We start from the raw sequence: 16,603 nt of genomic DNA, 5'->3' as shown, positions 1-16,603 counted from the left end.
GATGCCCGTAAGCACCCCCCAGCCGGTCCAGATATTCGAGGTCTCCACCCTCTACGGGGTGGCGACGCTGGCGGCCTCCCTGGACGCCGGTCAGTTCGGGCCGCCCGACGCCGCCCGCAGGATTCTCCTGGTGTCCAACAACGCCGCTACGCCCGAGGCGGCGACCCGGCTCGTCACCATGAACGGCTTCGACGCGCTCGCGCGGCGCTTCGACGAGATCGTCGACTGGAACGAGACCATCCGCCCCCACCATCCCAGCACCTGGGCTCCGCCGCGTGACGAGTCGCCGCTGTGGGAACGGATGCTGCGGGAGACCTGGCGGCTGGGCGACGCACCGGTCGAGCTGGTGGTGGAGTCCGTGCACGTCAGCCCCGCCAGGGCGCTGGCCACGGTCTTCGGCGGCAGCGCCGTGCATGTCTACGCCGACGGCCTGATGAGCTACGGGCCCACACGGGAGCGGCTGCCCCAGTGGCTGGGCTGCCGGATACAGCGGCTGCTGCACCTCGATCTGGTGCCGGGGCTGCGCCCGCTGCTGCTGGACGAGCACTCCGTACGGCCGGAGATCGTGCCCGGCGACGCCTTCGCCAAAGTGCTCGGCGAACTGGGCGAGGCCGCAGCGGGGGAACCCGAGCTGGCCCGGGTGGCGGCCGACAGCCCGACCGCCGTGCTGCTGGGGCAGTACCTCGCGGCGCTGAACATTCTCACCCCCGAGGAGGAGGAAGAGCTCCACGCGCGGATGCTGCGCGGAGCGGTGGCGGCGGGCCACGAGTGCGTGGTGTTCAAACCGCACCCCACCGCCCCGGCGCGCTACTCGCAGGTGCTGGAGAAGGCCGCGGCGCAGGCCGGTGTGCGGCTGCATGTCCTCCAGGGCCCGGTGCTGGCCGAGGCCGTCTACGACCGGTGCCGTCCGACGCTGGTGGTGGGCTGCTTCTCCACGGCGCTGCTGACCGCCGCCGCCTACTACGGCATCCCGATCGCCAAGGTGGGCACGGAGGCGCTGCTGGACCGGCTGACGCCCTATCAGAACAGCAACCGGGTGCCGGTGACCATCGTCGACTTCGGGGTCCCCGACCTGGAGGGCGCGGCCGAGTACGCCCCCATGACGGCGGAGAAGGTGGCACAACTCGGCGCGCTGGTACGGACGGTGGGGTACTGCATGCAGGCGAAGCTCCACCCGCAGCTGCGCGAGGACGCCGTCGCCTGGCTCGGCGCGCACCTCGACGAGGCGACCATCCGCTACTTCAAGCGCCGCCGGCTGACCGCGCTGGCGCTCCCCGGAGGCGGTACGTCGGTCCGCGCCCGGCTGCTGCGCACCAGCCCGTCCGCACGGTGGGCGGCACGCCGGGTCCGCTCGGCGCAGCGAAGACTGCGCCGAGCGGGGTGAGAGACGTGCGGTGGCCGGAGCCCTGTCCCGGCACCGGCCACCAGCCGTCAGGCCCCCTGAGGCGGTCCGGCCCCCCAGACCGTCAGGCCCCTCAGGCCGCCCCGGCTATCCCAGATAGCGCCGCAGTCGGAGCCGCCCCCACAGCATGCTCACAGCGAAGGACGGCACCACCGTGGCAGCCCCCAGCGCGGCCGCGGCCGCCGCTGCGCCCAGCCATCCGCGGTCGGCGGAGACGAACGAGGGCGCGAGGGTCTTCAGCACCAGGATGTGGAACATGAAGGCGCCCAGCCCGGCGTCCGTCAGCCTGGTGAGCACCGGGCGCACCCGCTCCGGGATGCGCACCCCGTTGGCGGCCAGCAGTACGCAGACGCTGAGGGCGGCCACGAAGACGCTGGCATTGGGGATCACGAAGTGGATGCGGTCCTGCGACCACAGCACGACGGCCAGCGAGACCACCGCGCCCGCGAGCCACCACCAGCGGTGAGCGCGCCTGGTGGCCGGCAGGCTGAGCAGCAGCGCACCGACGACCGCGTAGATCAGCGAATAGCTGCCCACCTGCCAGCCGAAACGGGGCACGTCCCATCCGGTGAGCTCCGCCAGGTCGCTGAAGGCCGTGGGCCCCGCTGAGATCACCACGAGCGCCGCGACGACGCCCCAGGGGCGCTTGCCGGCCTTCAGCAGCACCACGAAGCCGAGGATCAGGATCAGCGGTACGTGGGCGTAGAAGTACCACAGGTGGAAGGCGGGCTGGACGGTGCCGAAGACGGCGTCCAGGGCCAGCTTCGGCGTCGGCGCCCCGTTCGTGTCCCGCCAGCGGCCCCAGGCCAGATAGACCGCCGACCAGATACCCACCGGGATGATCATGCGCAGTGACCGCTTGCGCAGGGTTCCCCCGTTCCGCGGCGGCGCTCCCACCAGCACGGCCCACCCGGCGATCGCGAAATACATGGGAACGGCCCAACTGGTCACCGAATCGAGGAACAAGCCCGTCCAGTAGACCGCCCGTCCGTTCTCGGCGCTCTTGCCGACGGCCTGCATGCACTCGCCACCGACGTGCCCGAGAATGACGGAACAGGCGCAGATGACGCGCAGCAGGTCGATGTCGTACCGGTGTTCCCTGCGAGCCGTTTTCTTCTGCTCGGCCGGTACGTGCTCGGAATGCGAGCGAGGCGTGGGAACAGCGGCCGTCGCCGGTGGCGTGGAAGCCGCCGGTGGCGCGGAAACTTCTTCAGTTGACATGGCCAGCCCTGGAGTACGAGGAATTCTGCGCGACTTCGGCGGTCGGCGCGGCTTCGCCGGTCACCGGCGAGCGGACCTGTGAAATCGTGCCAGCCGTCCCCGCGCGGAACCTGTACGGAAAGGGAACAACAGCCGAACTCCTCCGCGGGGCCGCGGGACGTAGCCGCCGCGATCCGCTCGACGGAGTGCTGGGTGGTCCGTCTGCCATGTATAAGCTCTGCGGATGACCTTGGAATGGGAACAGGTAATCGTTCACTCGGCGGACCCGGCAGCCCTGGGGCAGTGGTGGGCCGAGGCCCTCGGCTGGGTAGTGGTCCACTCCTCGGACGACGAGTTCGAGATCCGCCCGGCGCCCGACCGTATGCCGGGGCTGGACTTCGTCCGGCTCGACGAAGCCAAGCAGAGCAAGAGCCGGCTGCATCTCGACTTCAGGCCCGACGACCAGGAGGCCGAGGTGGCGCGGCTGGTGGCTCATGGCGCCCGGCGTGTCGACATCGGCCAGGGTGACCAGTCCTGGGTCGTACTGGCAGATCCCGAGGGCAACGAGTTCTGCATTCTCGGCGAGCGGCGTTCCTGAGGCCCGCAGCTCATCATCCGCCCTGTGATCGCGTGTGCCGCAGCCGCAGCCGCAGCCGCGGCGCCGGGCTTCCCGCTGGCGGCGGGTGACGTTCCGGCGCTCGCGTCCTGCGCGAGGCTGCCCGGGCTGCCCGGTCACTCCTCGCGCGTCACCGAGAGGTGCAGGAAATGGGCGGAGCAGGAGATGCAGGGGTCGTGGTTGCGGACGGCGCGCTCGCTCAGCGCTGCGAGCTCTTCGTCGGAGGAGTGGCCGGTCGCCAGACGCCTCTCCAGCACGCGTCGTACGTCCTCCTCGATGGCGCCCTGGTTCTGGGAGGTCGGCGGGACGAGCACGGCGTCGGTGACCGTGCCGGCGGTGTCGAGGGTGTAGCGGTGGTAGAGCAGGCCGCGCGGGGCCTCCGTGGCACCGTGGCCGGTGCCCGCGCGGGCCGGGACGTCGACGTAGGCGACGGGCGGGGGCTCGTACCCGTCGATGATGCGCAGCGCTTCCTGCACGGCGTAGAGCACTTCGAGGGCGCGTACGACGATGCTGCGGAACGGGTTGCGGCACACCGCTCCCTCTCCCGGATCGCCGAGCCCCGCTTCCCGTGCCAGTTCGCGGATCTCCGGTGGCAGCCACCGGCCGCTGACGGCGAAGCGGGCGAGGGAGCCCGCCAGATGGCGACGCCCGTCGAGCCGGGCCTGCAGTGCTGTGGAGTAGGGCACCTGGTGTTCGACGACGTGCGCGCCGAAAGCGCTCAGCGGGAACGTACGTGGGGGCTCCGGCTCGGCGGCGGGGCCGGGAGCGGGCAGCACGGTCGGGGTGCCGGAATCGATGGCGTACGTACCGGGCTCGGCGAGGGCGAAGAAGTCGTGGTCACTGGCTGCGTCGGGGAAGTCGAAGCCGGCCACCCAGCGCACCGTCGCCTCCGCATCGTCCCGGGCGCGGCGCAGGCGCTCTTCCAGGGGGCGGAGCTCGGTGCGGGTGGGGACGCGGTGGAAGCCGCCGAGGCGGACGTTGATCGGGTGGATGGAGCGTCCGCCGAGCTGCTCGACGATGGCGTTGCCCGCCTGCTTGAGGCGAAGGCCGCGCTCGACGTCGGCCGTGCTGATACGGGCGAGTTCGACGACGTCGGAGCAGCCGAGGAAGTCCGGTGCGTGCAGCAGGTAGATGTGCAGGGTCTGGCTTTCGATCCATTCCCCGCAGTACAGCAGTCGGCGCAGGGCGGCCAGTTGGCCGCCGACGGTGACGCCGCAGGCGTCCTCCAGCGCGCGGCAGGCGCTCATCTGGTAGGCGACCGGACAGATCCCGCAGACGCGGGACGTGATGTCCGGCGGTTCCGTGTAGGAGCGTCCGCGCAGGAACGCTTCGAAGAAGCGCGGCGGCTCGAAGATGGCCAGCCGGCTGTGCACGATCTGGTCGCCGCGCAGCCGCAAGCGCAAGGTGCCCTGGCCTTCGACCCGGGTGAGGGCGCCGAGCGGCAGCTCTCTTTCGGCCTCCGCGCTCATCCGAGCTCCTCCTTCCTGGAAGCGGCGTCGAACTCCGGCGCGGCGGTGTTGAAGGTGCGCAACACCCGTACGACGTCCAGGGTGTTCATGCCGTCACGGCGCAGCAGGGGGATGAAGGCGGGGAACTTGGTGGAGTTCGACGGGCCGAAGCATCCGTAGCAGCCGCGTCCGTAGGCGGGGCACAGCGCCCCGCATCCCGCGTGGGTGACCGGGCCCAGACAGGGGACGCCGCGGGCGACGACGATGCAGGGTGTGCCGCGTCGCTTGCATTCGAAGCACACGCTGTGCGCGGGTGTGTCCGGGGTGCGGCCCGCGAGGTAGGCGGTGATGACTTCCAGCAGCTGTCCGCGGTCGATCGGGCAGCCGCGCAGTTCGAAGTCGACCGGCACGTGGGCGCTGATCGGGGTGGAGGTGGCGAGGGTGTCGATGTACGCGTCACTGGCGTAGACGGCTGCGCGGAACTCGGCCACGTCGGCGTAGTTGCGCAGCGCCTGGATGCCGCCGGCGGTCGCGCACGCGCCGAGGGTCACCAGACGGCGGGAGACCGCGCGTACGTGCTGAACTCGCTCGGCGTCGTCGGGGGTGGTGATGGAGCCGTCGACCAACGACAGGTCGTACATGCCCTCGTCCGGCGCGGTGACCGCCTCGTGGAAGAAGGCAACTTCCACCTTCCCGGACAGGGCGAGCAGATCGTCCTCGCAGTCGAGCAGGGTCAGTTGGCAGCCGTCGCAGGAGGCGAACTTCCAGACCGCCAGCCGGGGCCGCCGCCCGTTCTCCCGCTCCTCGTCTCCCATCTCACAACTCCCTGACAGCGAGCAGCGGTTCGGCGTGGTCCCAGCGCACCACAGGGCCGTCCCGGCACAGCAGCAGCGGGCCGAGCTGGCAGTGGCCGCAGTGCCCGGTGCCGCAGTGCATGGTGCGTTCCAGAGAGACCTGCGTCCGGTCGGGAGCGATGCCGCGGCGCACGAGATCGCGGGCGGTGGCCCGCATCATCACTTCGGGGCCGCACAGGAAGGCCGCGGTTGCGCCGGGGTCGAGGTCGGCACGGTTGAGCAGCCCGGTCACCACCCCCACGTCGCCGCGCCACGTGTCGTCGGGCCGGTCGACGGTGACCAGGACACGGGCTTCGGCGGCACGCCACCGTTCGGCCTCGTCCGCGTAGAGGAGGTCACCGGGGCTCCGGGCTCCGATCAGGACGTTCACCCGCCCGTACCGCTCCGGTGCCGTGAGCGCCTCGGTGATCAGCGGGCGCAGCGGGGCCAGACCGAGGCCCCCCGCGACGATCAGGAGGTCCCGCCCCATCGCGGCCGTCAGGTCCCAGCCGGTGCCGAAGGGGCCGCGCACGCCGACCGAGGCGCCGTCCGCCAGGCTCGCCAGCCTGGCGGAGACCGCTCCGACGGAGCGGATGGTGTGGGTCAGCCGGTCCCCCTCGATACGGGAGACCGACAGGGGGATGTCTCCCACTCCGAAGCCGTACACCATGGCGAACTGGCCGGGTGAGAAGGGCGGGAGTCCCGAGCGCACCGGCTCCAGTTCGATCGTCGCCGTGTCGGAGGTCTCAAGGCGCCGGCCCACCACCCGGTAGGGCGACGGTGGCAGTGCGGGAGCGGCGCCGGACGCCAGTACGGTCATCCGACCGCACCCCGGACGCCGGACTCGTGGCTCCCCTCGTTCCCGTACAGGTCCAGCAGCCGCGTACGCGCGGAGCGCAGCCGCTCTCCGATCACCTGGTCGGCGATGGTGCGGAAGAGCGCCAGCCCCGCGGCCGGCGAGTCCTCCATCGCCGCGCGTACCCGGGCGGCGTCGAACTCCCAGGCTTCCACCGCGCTGCGGGTGCGGGCCCCCAGGTGCCAGCGGTAGGGCTCGAAGAGCCAGGACCAGCCGAGGAGTTCTCCGTCCGCGATGGTCTCCACGACGACGGGGCCGCGTCCTGGGATGTGCACGTCCAGCGCGACCAGTCCGCTGCGCACGATCCAGAACCGGTCGGCGACGTCGTCCTCGTCGAAGATCCGGGTCTCCGCAGGGAGGGTGACCTCGTGCGCGAAGCCGAGCAGCCAGCCGCGGTGCACCCCAGGCAGCGCCTCGAGGAAGTCGCGCCGCCCGGCCGTCACCGCGCCACCTCGCCGTCGCCCGAGGCGGCGGCCCGCTCGGCGGCGAGCGCGTGGGCCTCCTCGGTGATGTCGATACCGACCGGGCACCACACGATGCACCGGCCACAGCCCACACACCCCGTGCTGTCGAACTGGTCGTGCCAGGTGCCGACCTTGTGGGTGAGCCACTGCCGGTAGCGGCTGAGCGGTGACGCCCGTACGGGGCCGGAGGACAGGTGGGTGAAGTCGACGTCGAAACAGGACTCCCACCGCCGCCACCGCTCGGCGTGCTCACCGGTCAGATCGGTGACGTCCTCCACGGTGGTACAGAAGCACGTGGGGCAGGCCATGGTGCAGTTGCCGCAGGTCAGACAGCGTGCGGTGACGTCGTTCCAGCGTTCGGCGTCCAGTGTCTCCCGCATCAGCTCCCGCAGGTCGACCTCGGGCATCGTGCGGCCCATACGCGCGGCCGCTTCCTCCACCAGTCTGCGGGCCGTCCCGGCGGTCTCCTCGTCGGCCGGGACGTGCGGCAACCGGGCCAGCACCTCCTCGCCTTCCGGGCTGCCCGCCCGGGCCAGAAAGCGATGACCTCCGCCGTCGACCACCTCGGTCAGCGCCAGGTCGTAGCCGGGCCCGACGGCCGGACCCGTGCCCATGGACACGCAGAAGCAGGTGGCGCCGGGCTCGGTGCACTCCACCGCCACCACGAACGCCTGCCGACGGCGGGCCGCGTACCGCGTGTCCGAATGGGGGCCACCGCCGAGCACCCGGTCCTGAATGGCGATCGCCCGCAGATCGCAGGGCCGCACCCCGATGAACGCGTACGACGGCGGCGGGCTCGCCTCTTCCCTGACCTCCAGGTCGCCGTCTGCCGTGAGGTCGGCGGTCCACTGGCGCTCGCGCTGCGGATGCAGATACGTCTTCCACGACTGGGGCCCCGCGCTGTGTGCGAAGGCAGCACCGTCGGCGCGGGACCGCAGCCGGTAGTGGCCTGCCTCCAACTCGACGCCCCACCCGTACGGCAGGTCTGCGCCGCTCCCGATCTCGGCCAGCACGATGGCCTGGTCGCGCACGGTCGGCCCGATCACTGTGCGCCCGTCTTCGGCCAGCAGCGTGATGAGCGCGTCCAGCCCGTCCCGGTCGAGCACCGTGCTCGCCGCTGTGCCGACAGTCATCGCTCATCTCCCGGTACGGAGGCTGGGACGCGGCCAGTATCAGGTGCGCGCCCGTCCGCCGGACCGACCCGCGGCGGCCATGGAGCCAGACGGACGCCCCTCGTCCCTCCATACGGTGGCCTCGCACGGGTGTCACCGCTCGGTACCCGGGGTGCGGTAGGAAGCAGGGAGTGACCCCACGCATCTCCGCGGGCATCTTCGCGCGCACCACCGTCGTCGGCGTCGGCAATGTCCACCGCCGCGACGACGGTGTCGGCCCCGCCGTGATCGCCCGGCTCGCGCGCCACACCGAGGAGGGCACCCTGCCCGCCTCCGTCCGGCTCCGGGTGAGCGACGGGGAGCCTGCTCGCCTGCTGGACCTGTGGGAGGGGGCGGACTCGGTCATCGTGGTCGACGCGGTCCGGACCCCACGGCCGGTTCCGGGGCGGGTCCACCGGCTGGAAGCCGACGACGTCGTGCTGCAGCCCGAGGCAGGAGCGGGCTCAGCGAGTTCACCGAGCTCGCACGGCCTCGGCCTCGGTGCCGCCCTGCGGCTCGCCCGAACCTTGGGCCGACTCCCCCGGCACCTCGTGGTCTACGGCGTCGAGGCAGCGGACACGAGCCTCGGTACCGGTCTGACGCCCAGGGCGGCCGAGGCAGTCGGGCCCTTGGCCGACCGCATCGTGCAGGAGATCCGTGGCCTCCGGCTCCGCGCGCGTCCCGTACCCGATGCCGCGTACGCGAATCCCTCACCCGATCGGTCGGCACCACTGGCAGCAGCCCCGACTCTCTGCTCACCTGGAAACGGACGACTCGCGCATCGCGGACCAAGGGCGACAGCACGCCACAGGCGGCACCTGGAGGCTGGGACGATGCATAGCGACAGGCCGCGCCCAGGCGCCCCCGACGCGAACTCCGGGAGACCGGGCGACGACACGATCGCGACGCGCTGTGCCGTGCGCCGCGAGCAGCTGGGGCTCTCCAGGGACGAGGTGGCACGCCGGGCAGGTATGTCCGTCGCCTACCTGAACCACCTCGAGACCTTGAGCGACGACTTCGACCCCGCTGCGCTCATGCGCCTCGCCGCTGTCCTGGAGATGCCGTACGACGAGCTGAGGGAAGGTCCGCGCGAGCCGGAGCCCGGCCAGCAGGCCGCCGCCGCCCGCCCCATGCTGGCACGGCTCTCGGAGGACGAGTGCTGGCAACGGCTCGGCACCCACGGCATCGGCAGGGTCGGCCTGAGCGCCGGACCGGCTCCCGTGATCCTGCCGGTGAACTTCCTGGTCGACGGCCGCACCATCGTGTACAGGACCGAGACCGGCGGCCCTGCGGCCGCCGCCGAAGGGGACCATGTCGCCTTCGAGGCCGACCACATGGACGAACACCACAGCCGCGGCTGGAGCGTCCTGATCACCGGAACGGCCCGACACCTCACCGACCGCGGAGCGGTCGCTCTTCTCGCCGACCGGCCGGGAGCGGAGCCGTGGGCCGGAGGGCGGCGCGAACTGTGGATCCGCGTCCATCCCGAGCAGGTCACCGGCCGCACCATCCACACCCGGTAGACCACCCCCTCGTCCCGCTCAGCGAAGTACCGATCGGGGCGGGATTCGTACTCGATCAGGGAGGACGCGCAGAGATGGACTACGCCCGCACCCTCACCCTCGATCTGCCCTACGACCAGGCGGTCCCGAGAGTGAAGGAAGCCTTCAAGGAACAAGGCTTCGGCACCCTCACCGAGATCGACGTGACCGCCACGCTGCGGGAGAAGCTTGGTCACACCATGGAGGACTACGTGATCCTGGGTGCCTGCAATCCGCAACTGGCTCACCGCGCCCTGGACATCGAACGTGAGATCGGCCTGCTGCTCCCGTGCAATGTCGTGGTCCGCGCGGCCGAGCACGGCCGGACCCTCGTACAGGCACTCGATCCCAACGTGATGGTCACCGTGCCCGGACGCACGGAGATGCAGCCGATCGCCGAGGAAGCCACCGCACGCATCCAAGCGGCCCTCGACACGCTCAGGTAGCCGACGAGCCACCGGAGTACCGTCATGCAGCCAGCCACGTCGGGATCGGAGCAGTCAGCGCTCCCCGTGGAGGTCGATCCGCGTGAGCCGCTGGCCCGCCTGCGGCAGGACCTCGGAACCGGGTCGCAAGGCCTGTCCCGCCGGGAGGCGGAACGGCGGGCCGCCGTATACGGACCCAACGAGGTCCGCCGGGAGCACCGTGGCCGGCTGCGGCGTGAGTTGGGGCGCCAGTTGGTGCACCCGCTCGCCCTCTTGCTCTGGGGTGCCGGAGGGCTGGCCTTCGTGGCCGGGACGAGGGTGCTGGGGGTGGCGATCGTCGCCGTCATCCTCCTCAATGCCGGGTTCGCGCTGCTCCAGGAGCGTCAGGCGGAACGCGCGGTCGAAGCGCTGGCCACCTACCTGCCTGCGCATTCGCGGGTTGTGCGGGACGGCCGGGAGCAGACCGTGGAAGCGACGCAACTCGTTCCTGGCGACCTGGTTCTCCTGGGCGAAGGCGACAAGATCCCGGCCGACGTGCGGCTCGTGGAAGGTGCCGTGGAGATCGACCTGTCGATGCTGACGGGCGAGTCGGCACCTGTGGAGAGGGCTGCGACGCGGACGGTGGCCGACGCTCCGACCCTGCGCGAACCGAACCTGGCCTTCAGCGGGACCGCTTGTATCGAGGGCCAGGCGAAGGCGATCGTCTTCGCGACCGGCCGCCACACCGAACTGGGGCGTATCGCCGCGCTCAGTCAGCGCACCCGGCGCGAGGGCAGCCCCTTGGAGCGCCAGGTCAAACGAGTCGCGTGGTTGATCGCGGCGGTCGCTGTCGGAATGGGAGCTGTGCTCCTGCTGATCGGGACAGCATCGGGCCTTCCGCTGGAGGACGCCCTGACCTTCGCGATCGGCCTGCTGGTGGCGAATGTCCCCGAAGGGCTGCTGCCGACCATCACACTCGCGCTGGCCCTGGGAGTGCGGCTCCTGGCGCGACAGGGCGCTGTCGTCAAACGTCTCAGTGCGGTCGAGACGCTGGGGTCGACGCACGTGATCTGCACCGACAAGACCGGGACTCTCACCCGCAACCGCATGCGCCTGCGGACTGTATGGACGCCCGGCAGCGGCCGGCACGACACCGCGGACGCGGGCCGTGGCGACGACTTCGCCAGGCTCGCGTGGGCAGCGGCCGAATGCACGACAGTCAGCCGCACGGAGGGCGGGGAGCTCGCCGGAGACCCCACAGAGGTCGCCCTGGTCGAGGGGGCCGCGCAGCTGGGCCGGGCCCCGGACCTCGACACCCGGGACCTGCGCAGACGAGCCCTGTTCCGCTTCGACCCCCGCCTTCGGATGATGTCGGTCGCCAGTACCGGACAGGACGCGCTGACGATCAGTGTCAAAGGCGCTCCCGAAGCGGTGCTGCCCCGGCTGGCCAACGGAGCGGACACCACAGCGGCGCGCGCCGCTGTCGACGCCATGGCCCGCGACGGGCTGCGCGTTCTCGCCGTCGCGACACGGACACTGCACGCCCCCGACCTGCCCTCGCGGCGGGAGGACGTCGAGCGTGACCTGGAGCTGCTGGGTCTCGTAGGGCTCTACGATCCGCCACGTCCCGAGGTGGCCGACGCGGTACGCCGCTGTCACCGGGCCGGGCTGCGGGTGCACGTCGTCACGGGTGACAACGGCACCACCGCCGCCGCAGTGGCCCGCGAGGTGGGCATCGGCGATGCCGGGTTGAGCGTGCTCGCGGATTCCGAGTCGGTCGGCGAGCAGCGGCTGGACGAGCTGCTCGCCGCGCCCGGTGAGGTGGTGTTCGCCCGGGCCTCTCCGGAGACGAAGCTGCGGGTGGCGGACGCGCTGCGCGACCAGGGGCAGATCGTGGCGATGACCGGGGACGGGGTCAACGACGCGCCCGCCCTGCACAGGGCACACATCGGCGTCGCGATGGGTCTGTCGGGCACGGACGTGGCCCGGGAAGCCTCCACGATGGTGCTCACGGACGACAACTTCGCCACCATCGTCAAGGCGGTGGAATCCGGGCGCCGGGTCTATGAGAACGTCCGCAAATTCATCCTCTACATCTTCGCGCACGCCGTTCCGGAGATCGTGCCGTTCCTGGTGTACGCGCTCAGCGGCGGTGCGATCCCGCTCCCGCTGACCGTGTTGCAGATCCTCGCGATCGATCTCGGCACGGAGACGCTGCCCGCCCTGGCTCTGGGCCGCGAACCGGCAGAACCAGGACTGATGACAAGACCACCCCGGCGCTCCGGGCACGGCTCCGGGGTGATCACCAGAGACATGCTGGTCCGCGCGTGGGCCTTTCTCGGACTGGTCTCCGCGGTGCTCGTGATGGGAGCCTTCTTCTACGTGCTGTGGCGGGCCGGCTGGACGCCCGGCGCCGCCACCGCCGAGGGCAGCGCTCTGCACCAGGACTACCTGACCGCCACCACCGCCACCTTCGCCGGTATCGTCATGTGCCAGGTCGGCACCGCGATGGCTGCCCGCACCGACCGGGCGTCCCTGCGTGACGTCGGGCTGACGACCAACCCCCTGCTGCTGGTGGGCATCGCGTTCGAGCTTGCCTTCACGGCGGTGCTGATCTGGGCACCGCCATTCCAGAGCGTCTTCGGGACCGCTCCACTGCCCTGGGACGTCGTACTGCTGCTGCTGACGTTCCCCGTACTGGTGTGGGGCACCGACGAGCTGCGCCGTTGGCTGCGGCGACGCCGGATGGCGCGCTGAGGGGCCCGGTCTCCGGTTGCCGAGACCCGGGGGATGCGCGAGCGTGCAAAGGAGCGCTTCTGACATCGGCCGAGAGCGAGGCGGTGGTATCCCGTGCAACTGCCGCTGACAGTCGTGGGTGCGGACGGTTCGGCCCCGGCCAGGACCGCGGTGGAGCAGGCCGCCCGGGAGGCCGCGTGCCACGGTTCGCGGCTGAGGATCGTGCACACCGTCAACTGGGTGCCGCCTCCCGGATTCGCCTCCGTGCTGAACGAAGCCGGGGAGAAAGCACTCCGGGAGGGCGGGGAGCGGGTGCTGGCCGAGGCCGAGACGACCGCGCGGTCCGTCGCGCCGGAGGTCGAGGTCAGCACCACGCTGGCGATGGGTGACCCGCGGGCGGTCCTCACGGAGCTGTCCCGGGAGGCGCTGATGACAGTCGTCGGCAGCAGTGGGACCAGCGGCATCGCCAGTGGCCTGCTCGGCTCCGTCGCCAGACATCTGGTGACGCATGCCGAGAGCCCGGTGATGGTGGCCCGCGAGCCGTCCGCCCCTTCCGCGCCCGTCGTCGTGGGCGTCGACGGCTCTCCGGAGGCGGAGGCCGCGACGGCTTTCGCCTTCGCCGAGGCGGCGGCGTGCGCGGAGCCTCTCGTTGCCCTGCACGCCTGGTCGGAGTGGAGCGTGCCGCTCTCGCCTCCGGACGATCCGGCACTGAGATACGCACGAGCCCCCGGAGAGCTCGAAGCAGGCGAGGAGAGGCTGCTGGCTCAGCTGCTGTCGGGGTGGGGCGAGCGCTACCCCCAGGTCACCGTCGAGCGTCGAACGGTGCGGGAACGGGCACGTCAGGCACTGATCGAAGCGAGCGGTTCGGCGCGGCTTCTCGTACTCGGGCGCAGAGGCAAGGGCGGCTTCGCCGGTCTCCGGCTGGGCTCGGTCAGCAACGCCGCACTCCACCATGCGCACTGCTCCGTGGTTGTGGTCCACGGCCGGAGGACCGACTCGGCGTCCGGTGGCCAGGCGCCGCTGTTCGGCAGGCCGGCTGTCTGAGGCCCCGGCATTCTGAGGAAGGGCCCGTGGGCAGGTGGCTCTTGCTGATGGGTGGATCAGCTGTGCGGGACGATCGCGACCGGGGTGCGGGAATGGTGCATGGCCGCGTGCGGGACCGGCCCCACGTGCGGGCCGAGCCGGTGTGCGCGGTGCCGCCGCCCGACCACCAACAGGGAGGCGTTCTCGGCGGCTTTCACCAACATCGGCGCGGGGTGTTCGAGCACCGCCCGCACGTCCACGTCCACGCCCGGGTATTTCTCGCACCACGGCCGCACCATCTTCGCCAGCGCGTCGGCCCGTTCGTCCAGCAAGTCCTCCAACGCCATGGGAGCCAGGGGCATGGGGCGCGAGCCGTAGACGGGAGGCGGCTCCCAGCCGTGCCGGATGTTCAGCGTCATCGACCCGCGTTGCGCCGCCTCGAAGGCGAAGGCGAACAACTCCTCGCACGGGTGGCCGAGCTCCACGCCGAGCACGATTCCCGGCGAGATGCCTTCCCGGCCTTCCCGGCCTTCCCGATCCGCGGCATCGTCGGTCCGGTCCCGGGGCCCGGACTCCGCACGGACGAGCACAACGGGGCACTGCGTATGCGCGACAGTGGGCAGCGCGACGGACCCGACCAGAAAGCCTCCGAGAGTGCTGAGCCCTCGTGAGCCGATGACCAGGAGGTCCGACGTCTTCGACAACTCCGTGAGCGCCCATGTCGGCTCTCCCGCCGCCACTTCCGTGGTCACGACAAGGCTCGGGAACCGCTCGGCCAGCACAGCAGCCACATCACCGACGAGCTGTTCGGCCTGCCGCCGCGGCGCATCGTCCTCTTCCGGAACCACCATCCGGTCGAGTGCGCTTTCCGCGACGCGGATGTGCGCGAGTTGCAGCGAGCAATGCCTTGTCATGGCTTCGCGAGCAGCCCAGTGGGCGGCAGCCGCGCTTTCCGGCGTTCCATCGATCCCCGCCGTGACGACCCGAGTCATATCCGCTCCCTCCTGACGGGAGTGACGCCTGCTTGCGACGCTTCCGCTGAAAATGACGGTCCCTAAGCGGCCCTTCCGGGAACACCGGCAACCGAAAGATCGAGTTGGACGTCGACCACGCCGTCGATGTTCCGGCAAAGCCGTTCGATCAGCGGCAGCGAGTCCTCGCTGCCGATCTCTCCACGGAGTCTCACCACTCCGTCGGTGACGTCGGCCGTCACCTGTGCCCGGGACAGGCCGAGAGCTCGGCCCAGCACCTCGTCGACCACCTCGTCCTCGATGGCGCTGTCCTTGCGGAGGAAGACGCGCAGCAGGTCGGCGCGGCTCAGCACACCGGTCACCCGGCCCGTTTCGCTCACCACGGGCAGCCGCTTCACACCGTGCTCCTGCATCGTCCGAGCGGCCTCCACCACCGTCCATTCCGGACTGGCGACCACCGCGGGACTCGTCATCAGGCCGTCCACCGTACCGCTGCGCTCCCCTGCCCCGGCGCGCTCGCCGCGTCTCCTCCGCACAGTCGGCAGCAGGCCCGCCGGCTCCGGCAGCTCTGCCTGTGCCCGCAGCAGGTCCCCCTCGGAAACCACCCCCAGCGGGCGGTCATCGTCGTCGGTCACGGGCAACGCGCTGATGTCGTGCTCGGCCAGCAGTCGGGCGGCGTCCTTGAGCCCTGTTCCGGTGTGCGCACACACCGCTGGCCGGGTCATGAGGTCCCGGACTCTTCTGTGGCTCATCGGTCGAATCCTCCTCTCGCTGTCCTCGCCTCGGCACCGCCACGACAGGGCATGGCGCATACCTGAACGCCGTGTGATCGACCAGGCCGAGTCCGGGCCGAAGACGCTCAGGCCTGCGGGCTCCGTCGCGGACGACGACCGTCGCGAAGGCTCAAGGAGTGACCTCCAGGACATCCCGTACGGCGCGGCGCGGGGCACGGGCTCCCATCGGCCCGTAGCCGAGGCGAAGAATCATCTGGACAGGACCGGCACCGCTGACCGGGTCCCGCAGCAGCCAGCGCAGATAGGGCCGCTCCAGGGCCTGGGTGGCGAAGCTGCTGGCCACATCTTCCCGAGTGGCCAGCAGAAGGACACGTTCCATGGCCTGTCCGGCGGCCAGCCACTCCTCCGGGGCGTCGTCGCGCGTCGATACGACGGCCAGCTGCGGCATACGCTCGAAGGCAGCCGAGCCCCGGTCCGTGGCCGCGTGGCCGCGGGCGAAGTCGCGTACCGGTGCCCGCCCCTCCCGCTTCCGCGCTCCGAGGCTGTACTCGGGGATACCGTCCCTGGCGGTGTCCGACTCCGCCGTACCGGTACGGACCCACCGCTGCTCATCCGGATCGCCGGTGTACTCCGACTCCGACTCGGCTTCCTCGATGACGTCAAGGATCAGCGAGAGGTGCCACCCCGTGGGAAAGCTCAGCGACGCGCCCTCGGCCTCCGCCTGCGCGGTGAGGCGCTGCCGCAGCCGGTCGGGCAGCGGTTCGTCCGCGTACGGATACCGGCTGGTGTGCCGCTTACCGATCATCTCGAAGAGCCCCGCGAGGTCGTGATCGATCTCCCGCGGCGCCGCCTCGGCCAGCCGCACGGTGGCCAGAGGACCAGCGTCGTGAGACAGGTCCGAGGTGCCGGAGACCGTGACGTCGGGGCGCAGCCCGGCGTGCCAGGCGGCGACCCGCAGATTGAGCAGCGCGGCTCCGCAGCCGATCCGCAGCGCTCTGCCCTCCGGGTCGGCTGTCGGCATCGCCCGCAGCGGATCCGCGTACAGATCGAGTACGCGGTCCCGGCGGTGGTAGAGGAACCGCCACGGCTGGGCGTTGTGCATCGACGGAGCGGCGACCGCATCGCCGACCAGCTCCCTCACCGTTTCCTCATTGATGGCCGTCGCCGGCATCTGACACCTCCTGCCCTCCCCCTCCTCCAGCGTGCCCCCTCGGCTCGACGGCG

Annotated in this window: 15 protein-coding genes; 6 read left to right on the top strand and 9 right to left on the bottom strand. The window is 71.2% G+C overall.

Annotated elements, in window-relative coordinates:
- Position 1 precedes the first annotated feature (1 nt).
- Positions 2 to 1,384 carry an alpha-2,8-polysialyltransferase family protein gene (locus tag HC362_RS28835; RefSeq protein ID WP_243087094.1) on the top strand — a complete coding sequence of 461 codons (1,383 nt, stop codon included), beginning with the start codon at positions 2 to 4 and terminating at the stop codon, positions 1,382 to 1,384.
- A 105-nt stretch (positions 1,385 to 1,489) separates the two neighbouring features.
- Here the strand turns inward: HC362_RS28835 and HC362_RS28830 are convergent, their stop codons facing one another.
- Positions 1,490 to 2,623 (bottom strand): acyltransferase, encoded by a 1,134-nt coding sequence (locus HC362_RS28830; protein WP_243087093.1) that lies wholly within the window; start codon positions 2,621 to 2,623, stop codon positions 1,490 to 1,492.
- A 223-nt stretch (positions 2,624 to 2,846) separates the two neighbouring features.
- Between HC362_RS28830 and HC362_RS28825 the strand changes: the two genes are divergently transcribed.
- Entirely contained in the window at positions 2,847 to 3,200 is a 354-nt protein-coding gene (locus tag HC362_RS28825) for a VOC family protein (RefSeq protein ID WP_209266610.1), read from the top strand.
- A gap of 134 nt (positions 3,201 to 3,334) precedes the next feature.
- On the opposite strand, the gene HC362_RS28820 is transcribed toward HC362_RS28825, so the two are convergent.
- From HC362_RS28820 to HC362_RS28800, 5 genes are read right to left on the bottom strand one after another with little or no spacing between them, the layout of a single operon-like run.
- Positions 3,335 to 4,687 (bottom strand): nickel-dependent hydrogenase large subunit, encoded by a 1,353-nt coding sequence (locus HC362_RS28820; RefSeq protein WP_243087092.1) that lies wholly within the window; start codon positions 4,685 to 4,687, stop codon positions 3,335 to 3,337.
- Positions 4,684 to 5,481 (bottom strand): oxidoreductase, encoded by a 798-nt coding sequence (locus tag HC362_RS28815; RefSeq protein WP_243087091.1) that lies wholly within the window; start codon positions 5,479 to 5,481, stop codon positions 4,684 to 4,686. The genes HC362_RS28820 and HC362_RS28815 overlap by 4 nt, the downstream gene beginning before the upstream one ends.
- A 1-nt stretch (position 5,482) precedes the next feature.
- Positions 5,483 to 6,319: an FAD/NAD(P)-binding protein gene (locus tag HC362_RS28810; RefSeq protein WP_243087090.1), complete on the bottom strand. Its 837-nt coding sequence runs from the start codon at positions 6,317 to 6,319 to the stop codon at positions 5,483 to 5,485.
- Positions 6,316 to 6,798, bottom strand: a complete 483-nt coding sequence (locus tag HC362_RS28805; RefSeq protein ID WP_243087089.1) for a cyclic nucleotide-binding domain-containing protein — start codon at positions 6,796 to 6,798, stop codon at positions 6,316 to 6,318. The genes HC362_RS28810 and HC362_RS28805 overlap by 4 nt, the downstream gene beginning before the upstream one ends.
- Positions 6,795 to 7,952: a 4Fe-4S dicluster domain-containing protein gene (locus HC362_RS28800; RefSeq protein WP_243087088.1), complete on the bottom strand. Its 1,158-nt coding sequence runs from the start codon at positions 7,950 to 7,952 to the stop codon at positions 6,795 to 6,797. Before HC362_RS28800 ends, HC362_RS28805 begins: the two co-directional genes overlap by 4 nt.
- Positions 7,953 to 8,122: 170 nt before the next feature.
- On the opposite strand from HC362_RS28800, the gene HC362_RS28795 reads away from it, so the two are divergent.
- From HC362_RS28795 to HC362_RS28780, 4 genes are all read left to right on the top strand, one after another.
- Positions 8,123 to 9,493, top strand: coding sequence for a hydrogenase maturation protease (locus tag HC362_RS28795; protein WP_243087087.1), 1,371 nt, complete (start codon positions 8,123 to 8,125; stop codon positions 9,491 to 9,493).
- A 74-nt stretch (positions 9,494 to 9,567) separates the two neighbouring features.
- The gene (locus HC362_RS28790) at positions 9,568 to 9,957 is read left to right on the top strand and encodes a DUF302 domain-containing protein (protein ID WP_243087086.1); all 390 of its coding nucleotides are present in this window, start codon (positions 9,568 to 9,570) and stop codon (positions 9,955 to 9,957) included.
- Between the two features lie 24 nt (positions 9,958 to 9,981).
- On the top strand, positions 9,982 to 12,672 hold the full coding sequence (locus tag HC362_RS28785; RefSeq protein WP_243087085.1) for a cation-transporting P-type ATPase: 2,691 nt from the start codon (positions 9,982 to 9,984) through the stop codon (positions 12,670 to 12,672).
- A 93-nt stretch (positions 12,673 to 12,765) separates the two neighbouring features.
- Positions 12,766 to 13,695 carry a universal stress protein gene (locus HC362_RS28780; RefSeq protein WP_243087084.1) on the top strand — a complete coding sequence of 310 codons (930 nt, stop codon included), beginning with the start codon at positions 12,766 to 12,768 and terminating at the stop codon, positions 13,693 to 13,695.
- 56 nt (positions 13,696 to 13,751) lie between these two features.
- On the opposite strand, the gene HC362_RS28775 is transcribed toward HC362_RS28780, so the two are convergent.
- The 3 genes from HC362_RS28775 to HC362_RS28765 form a co-directional block, all read right to left on the bottom strand.
- Complete coding sequence (locus HC362_RS28775; RefSeq protein ID WP_243087083.1) at positions 13,752 to 14,666, bottom strand: universal stress protein; 915 nt, start codon at positions 14,664 to 14,666, stop codon at positions 13,752 to 13,754.
- A 62-nt stretch (positions 14,667 to 14,728) separates the two neighbouring features.
- Positions 14,729 to 15,397, bottom strand: a complete 669-nt coding sequence (locus HC362_RS28770) for a CBS domain-containing protein (protein ID WP_243087082.1) — start codon at positions 15,395 to 15,397, stop codon at positions 14,729 to 14,731.
- A gap of 151 nt (positions 15,398 to 15,548) precedes the next feature.
- Positions 15,549 to 16,550: a nitroreductase family protein gene (locus tag HC362_RS28765; RefSeq protein WP_243087081.1), complete on the bottom strand. Its 1,002-nt coding sequence runs from the start codon at positions 16,548 to 16,550 to the stop codon at positions 15,549 to 15,551.
- Between the last annotated feature and the right edge of the window lie 53 nt (positions 16,551 to 16,603).

The sequence above is a fragment of the Streptomyces sp. 891-h genome, from assembly GCF_022760275.1.
In the GTDB taxonomy this organism is placed as follows: domain Bacteria; phylum Actinomycetota; class Actinomycetes; order Streptomycetales; family Streptomycetaceae; genus Streptomyces; species Streptomyces spirodelae.
This window is presented reverse-complemented; position numbering and strand designations above follow the sequence as displayed.

What these genes read in the sequence shown, in the direction of transcription:
- HC362_RS28770 (WP_243087082.1), bottom strand. Translation starts at nt 15,397, where the DNA reads ATGAGCCACAGAAGAGTCCGGGACCTCATGACCCGGCCAGCGGTGTGT.
- HC362_RS28830 (WP_243087093.1), bottom strand. Translation starts at nt 2,623, where the DNA reads ATGTCAACTGAAGAAGTTTCCGCGCCACCGGCGGCTTCCACGCCACCG.
- HC362_RS28815 (WP_243087091.1), bottom strand. Translation starts at nt 5,481, where the DNA reads ATGGGAGACGAGGAGCGGGAGAACGGGCGGCGGCCCCGGCTGGCGGTC.
- HC362_RS28765 (WP_243087081.1), bottom strand. Translation starts at nt 16,550, where the DNA reads ATGCCGGCGACGGCCATCAATGAGGAAACGGTGAGGGAGCTGGTCGGC.
- HC362_RS28785 (WP_243087085.1), top strand. Translation starts at nt 9,982, where the DNA reads ATGCAGCCAGCCACGTCGGGATCGGAGCAGTCAGCGCTCCCCGTGGAG.
- HC362_RS28810 (WP_243087090.1), bottom strand. Translation starts at nt 6,319, where the DNA reads ATGACCGTACTGGCGTCCGGCGCCGCTCCCGCACTGCCACCGTCGCCC.
- HC362_RS28790 (WP_243087086.1), top strand. Translation starts at nt 9,568, where the DNA reads ATGGACTACGCCCGCACCCTCACCCTCGATCTGCCCTACGACCAGGCG.
- HC362_RS28800 (WP_243087088.1), bottom strand. Translation starts at nt 7,952, where the DNA reads ATGACTGTCGGCACAGCGGCGAGCACGGTGCTCGACCGGGACGGGCTG.
- HC362_RS28825 (WP_209266610.1), top strand. Translation starts at nt 2,847, where the DNA reads ATGACCTTGGAATGGGAACAGGTAATCGTTCACTCGGCGGACCCGGCA.
- HC362_RS28835 (WP_243087094.1), top strand. Translation starts at nt 2, where the DNA reads ATGCCCGTAAGCACCCCCCAGCCGGTCCAGATATTCGAGGTCTCCACC.
- HC362_RS28775 (WP_243087083.1), bottom strand. Translation starts at nt 14,666, where the DNA reads ATGACTCGGGTCGTCACGGCGGGGATCGATGGAACGCCGGAAAGCGCG.
- HC362_RS28820 (WP_243087092.1), bottom strand. Translation starts at nt 4,687, where the DNA reads ATGAGCGCGGAGGCCGAAAGAGAGCTGCCGCTCGGCGCCCTCACCCGG.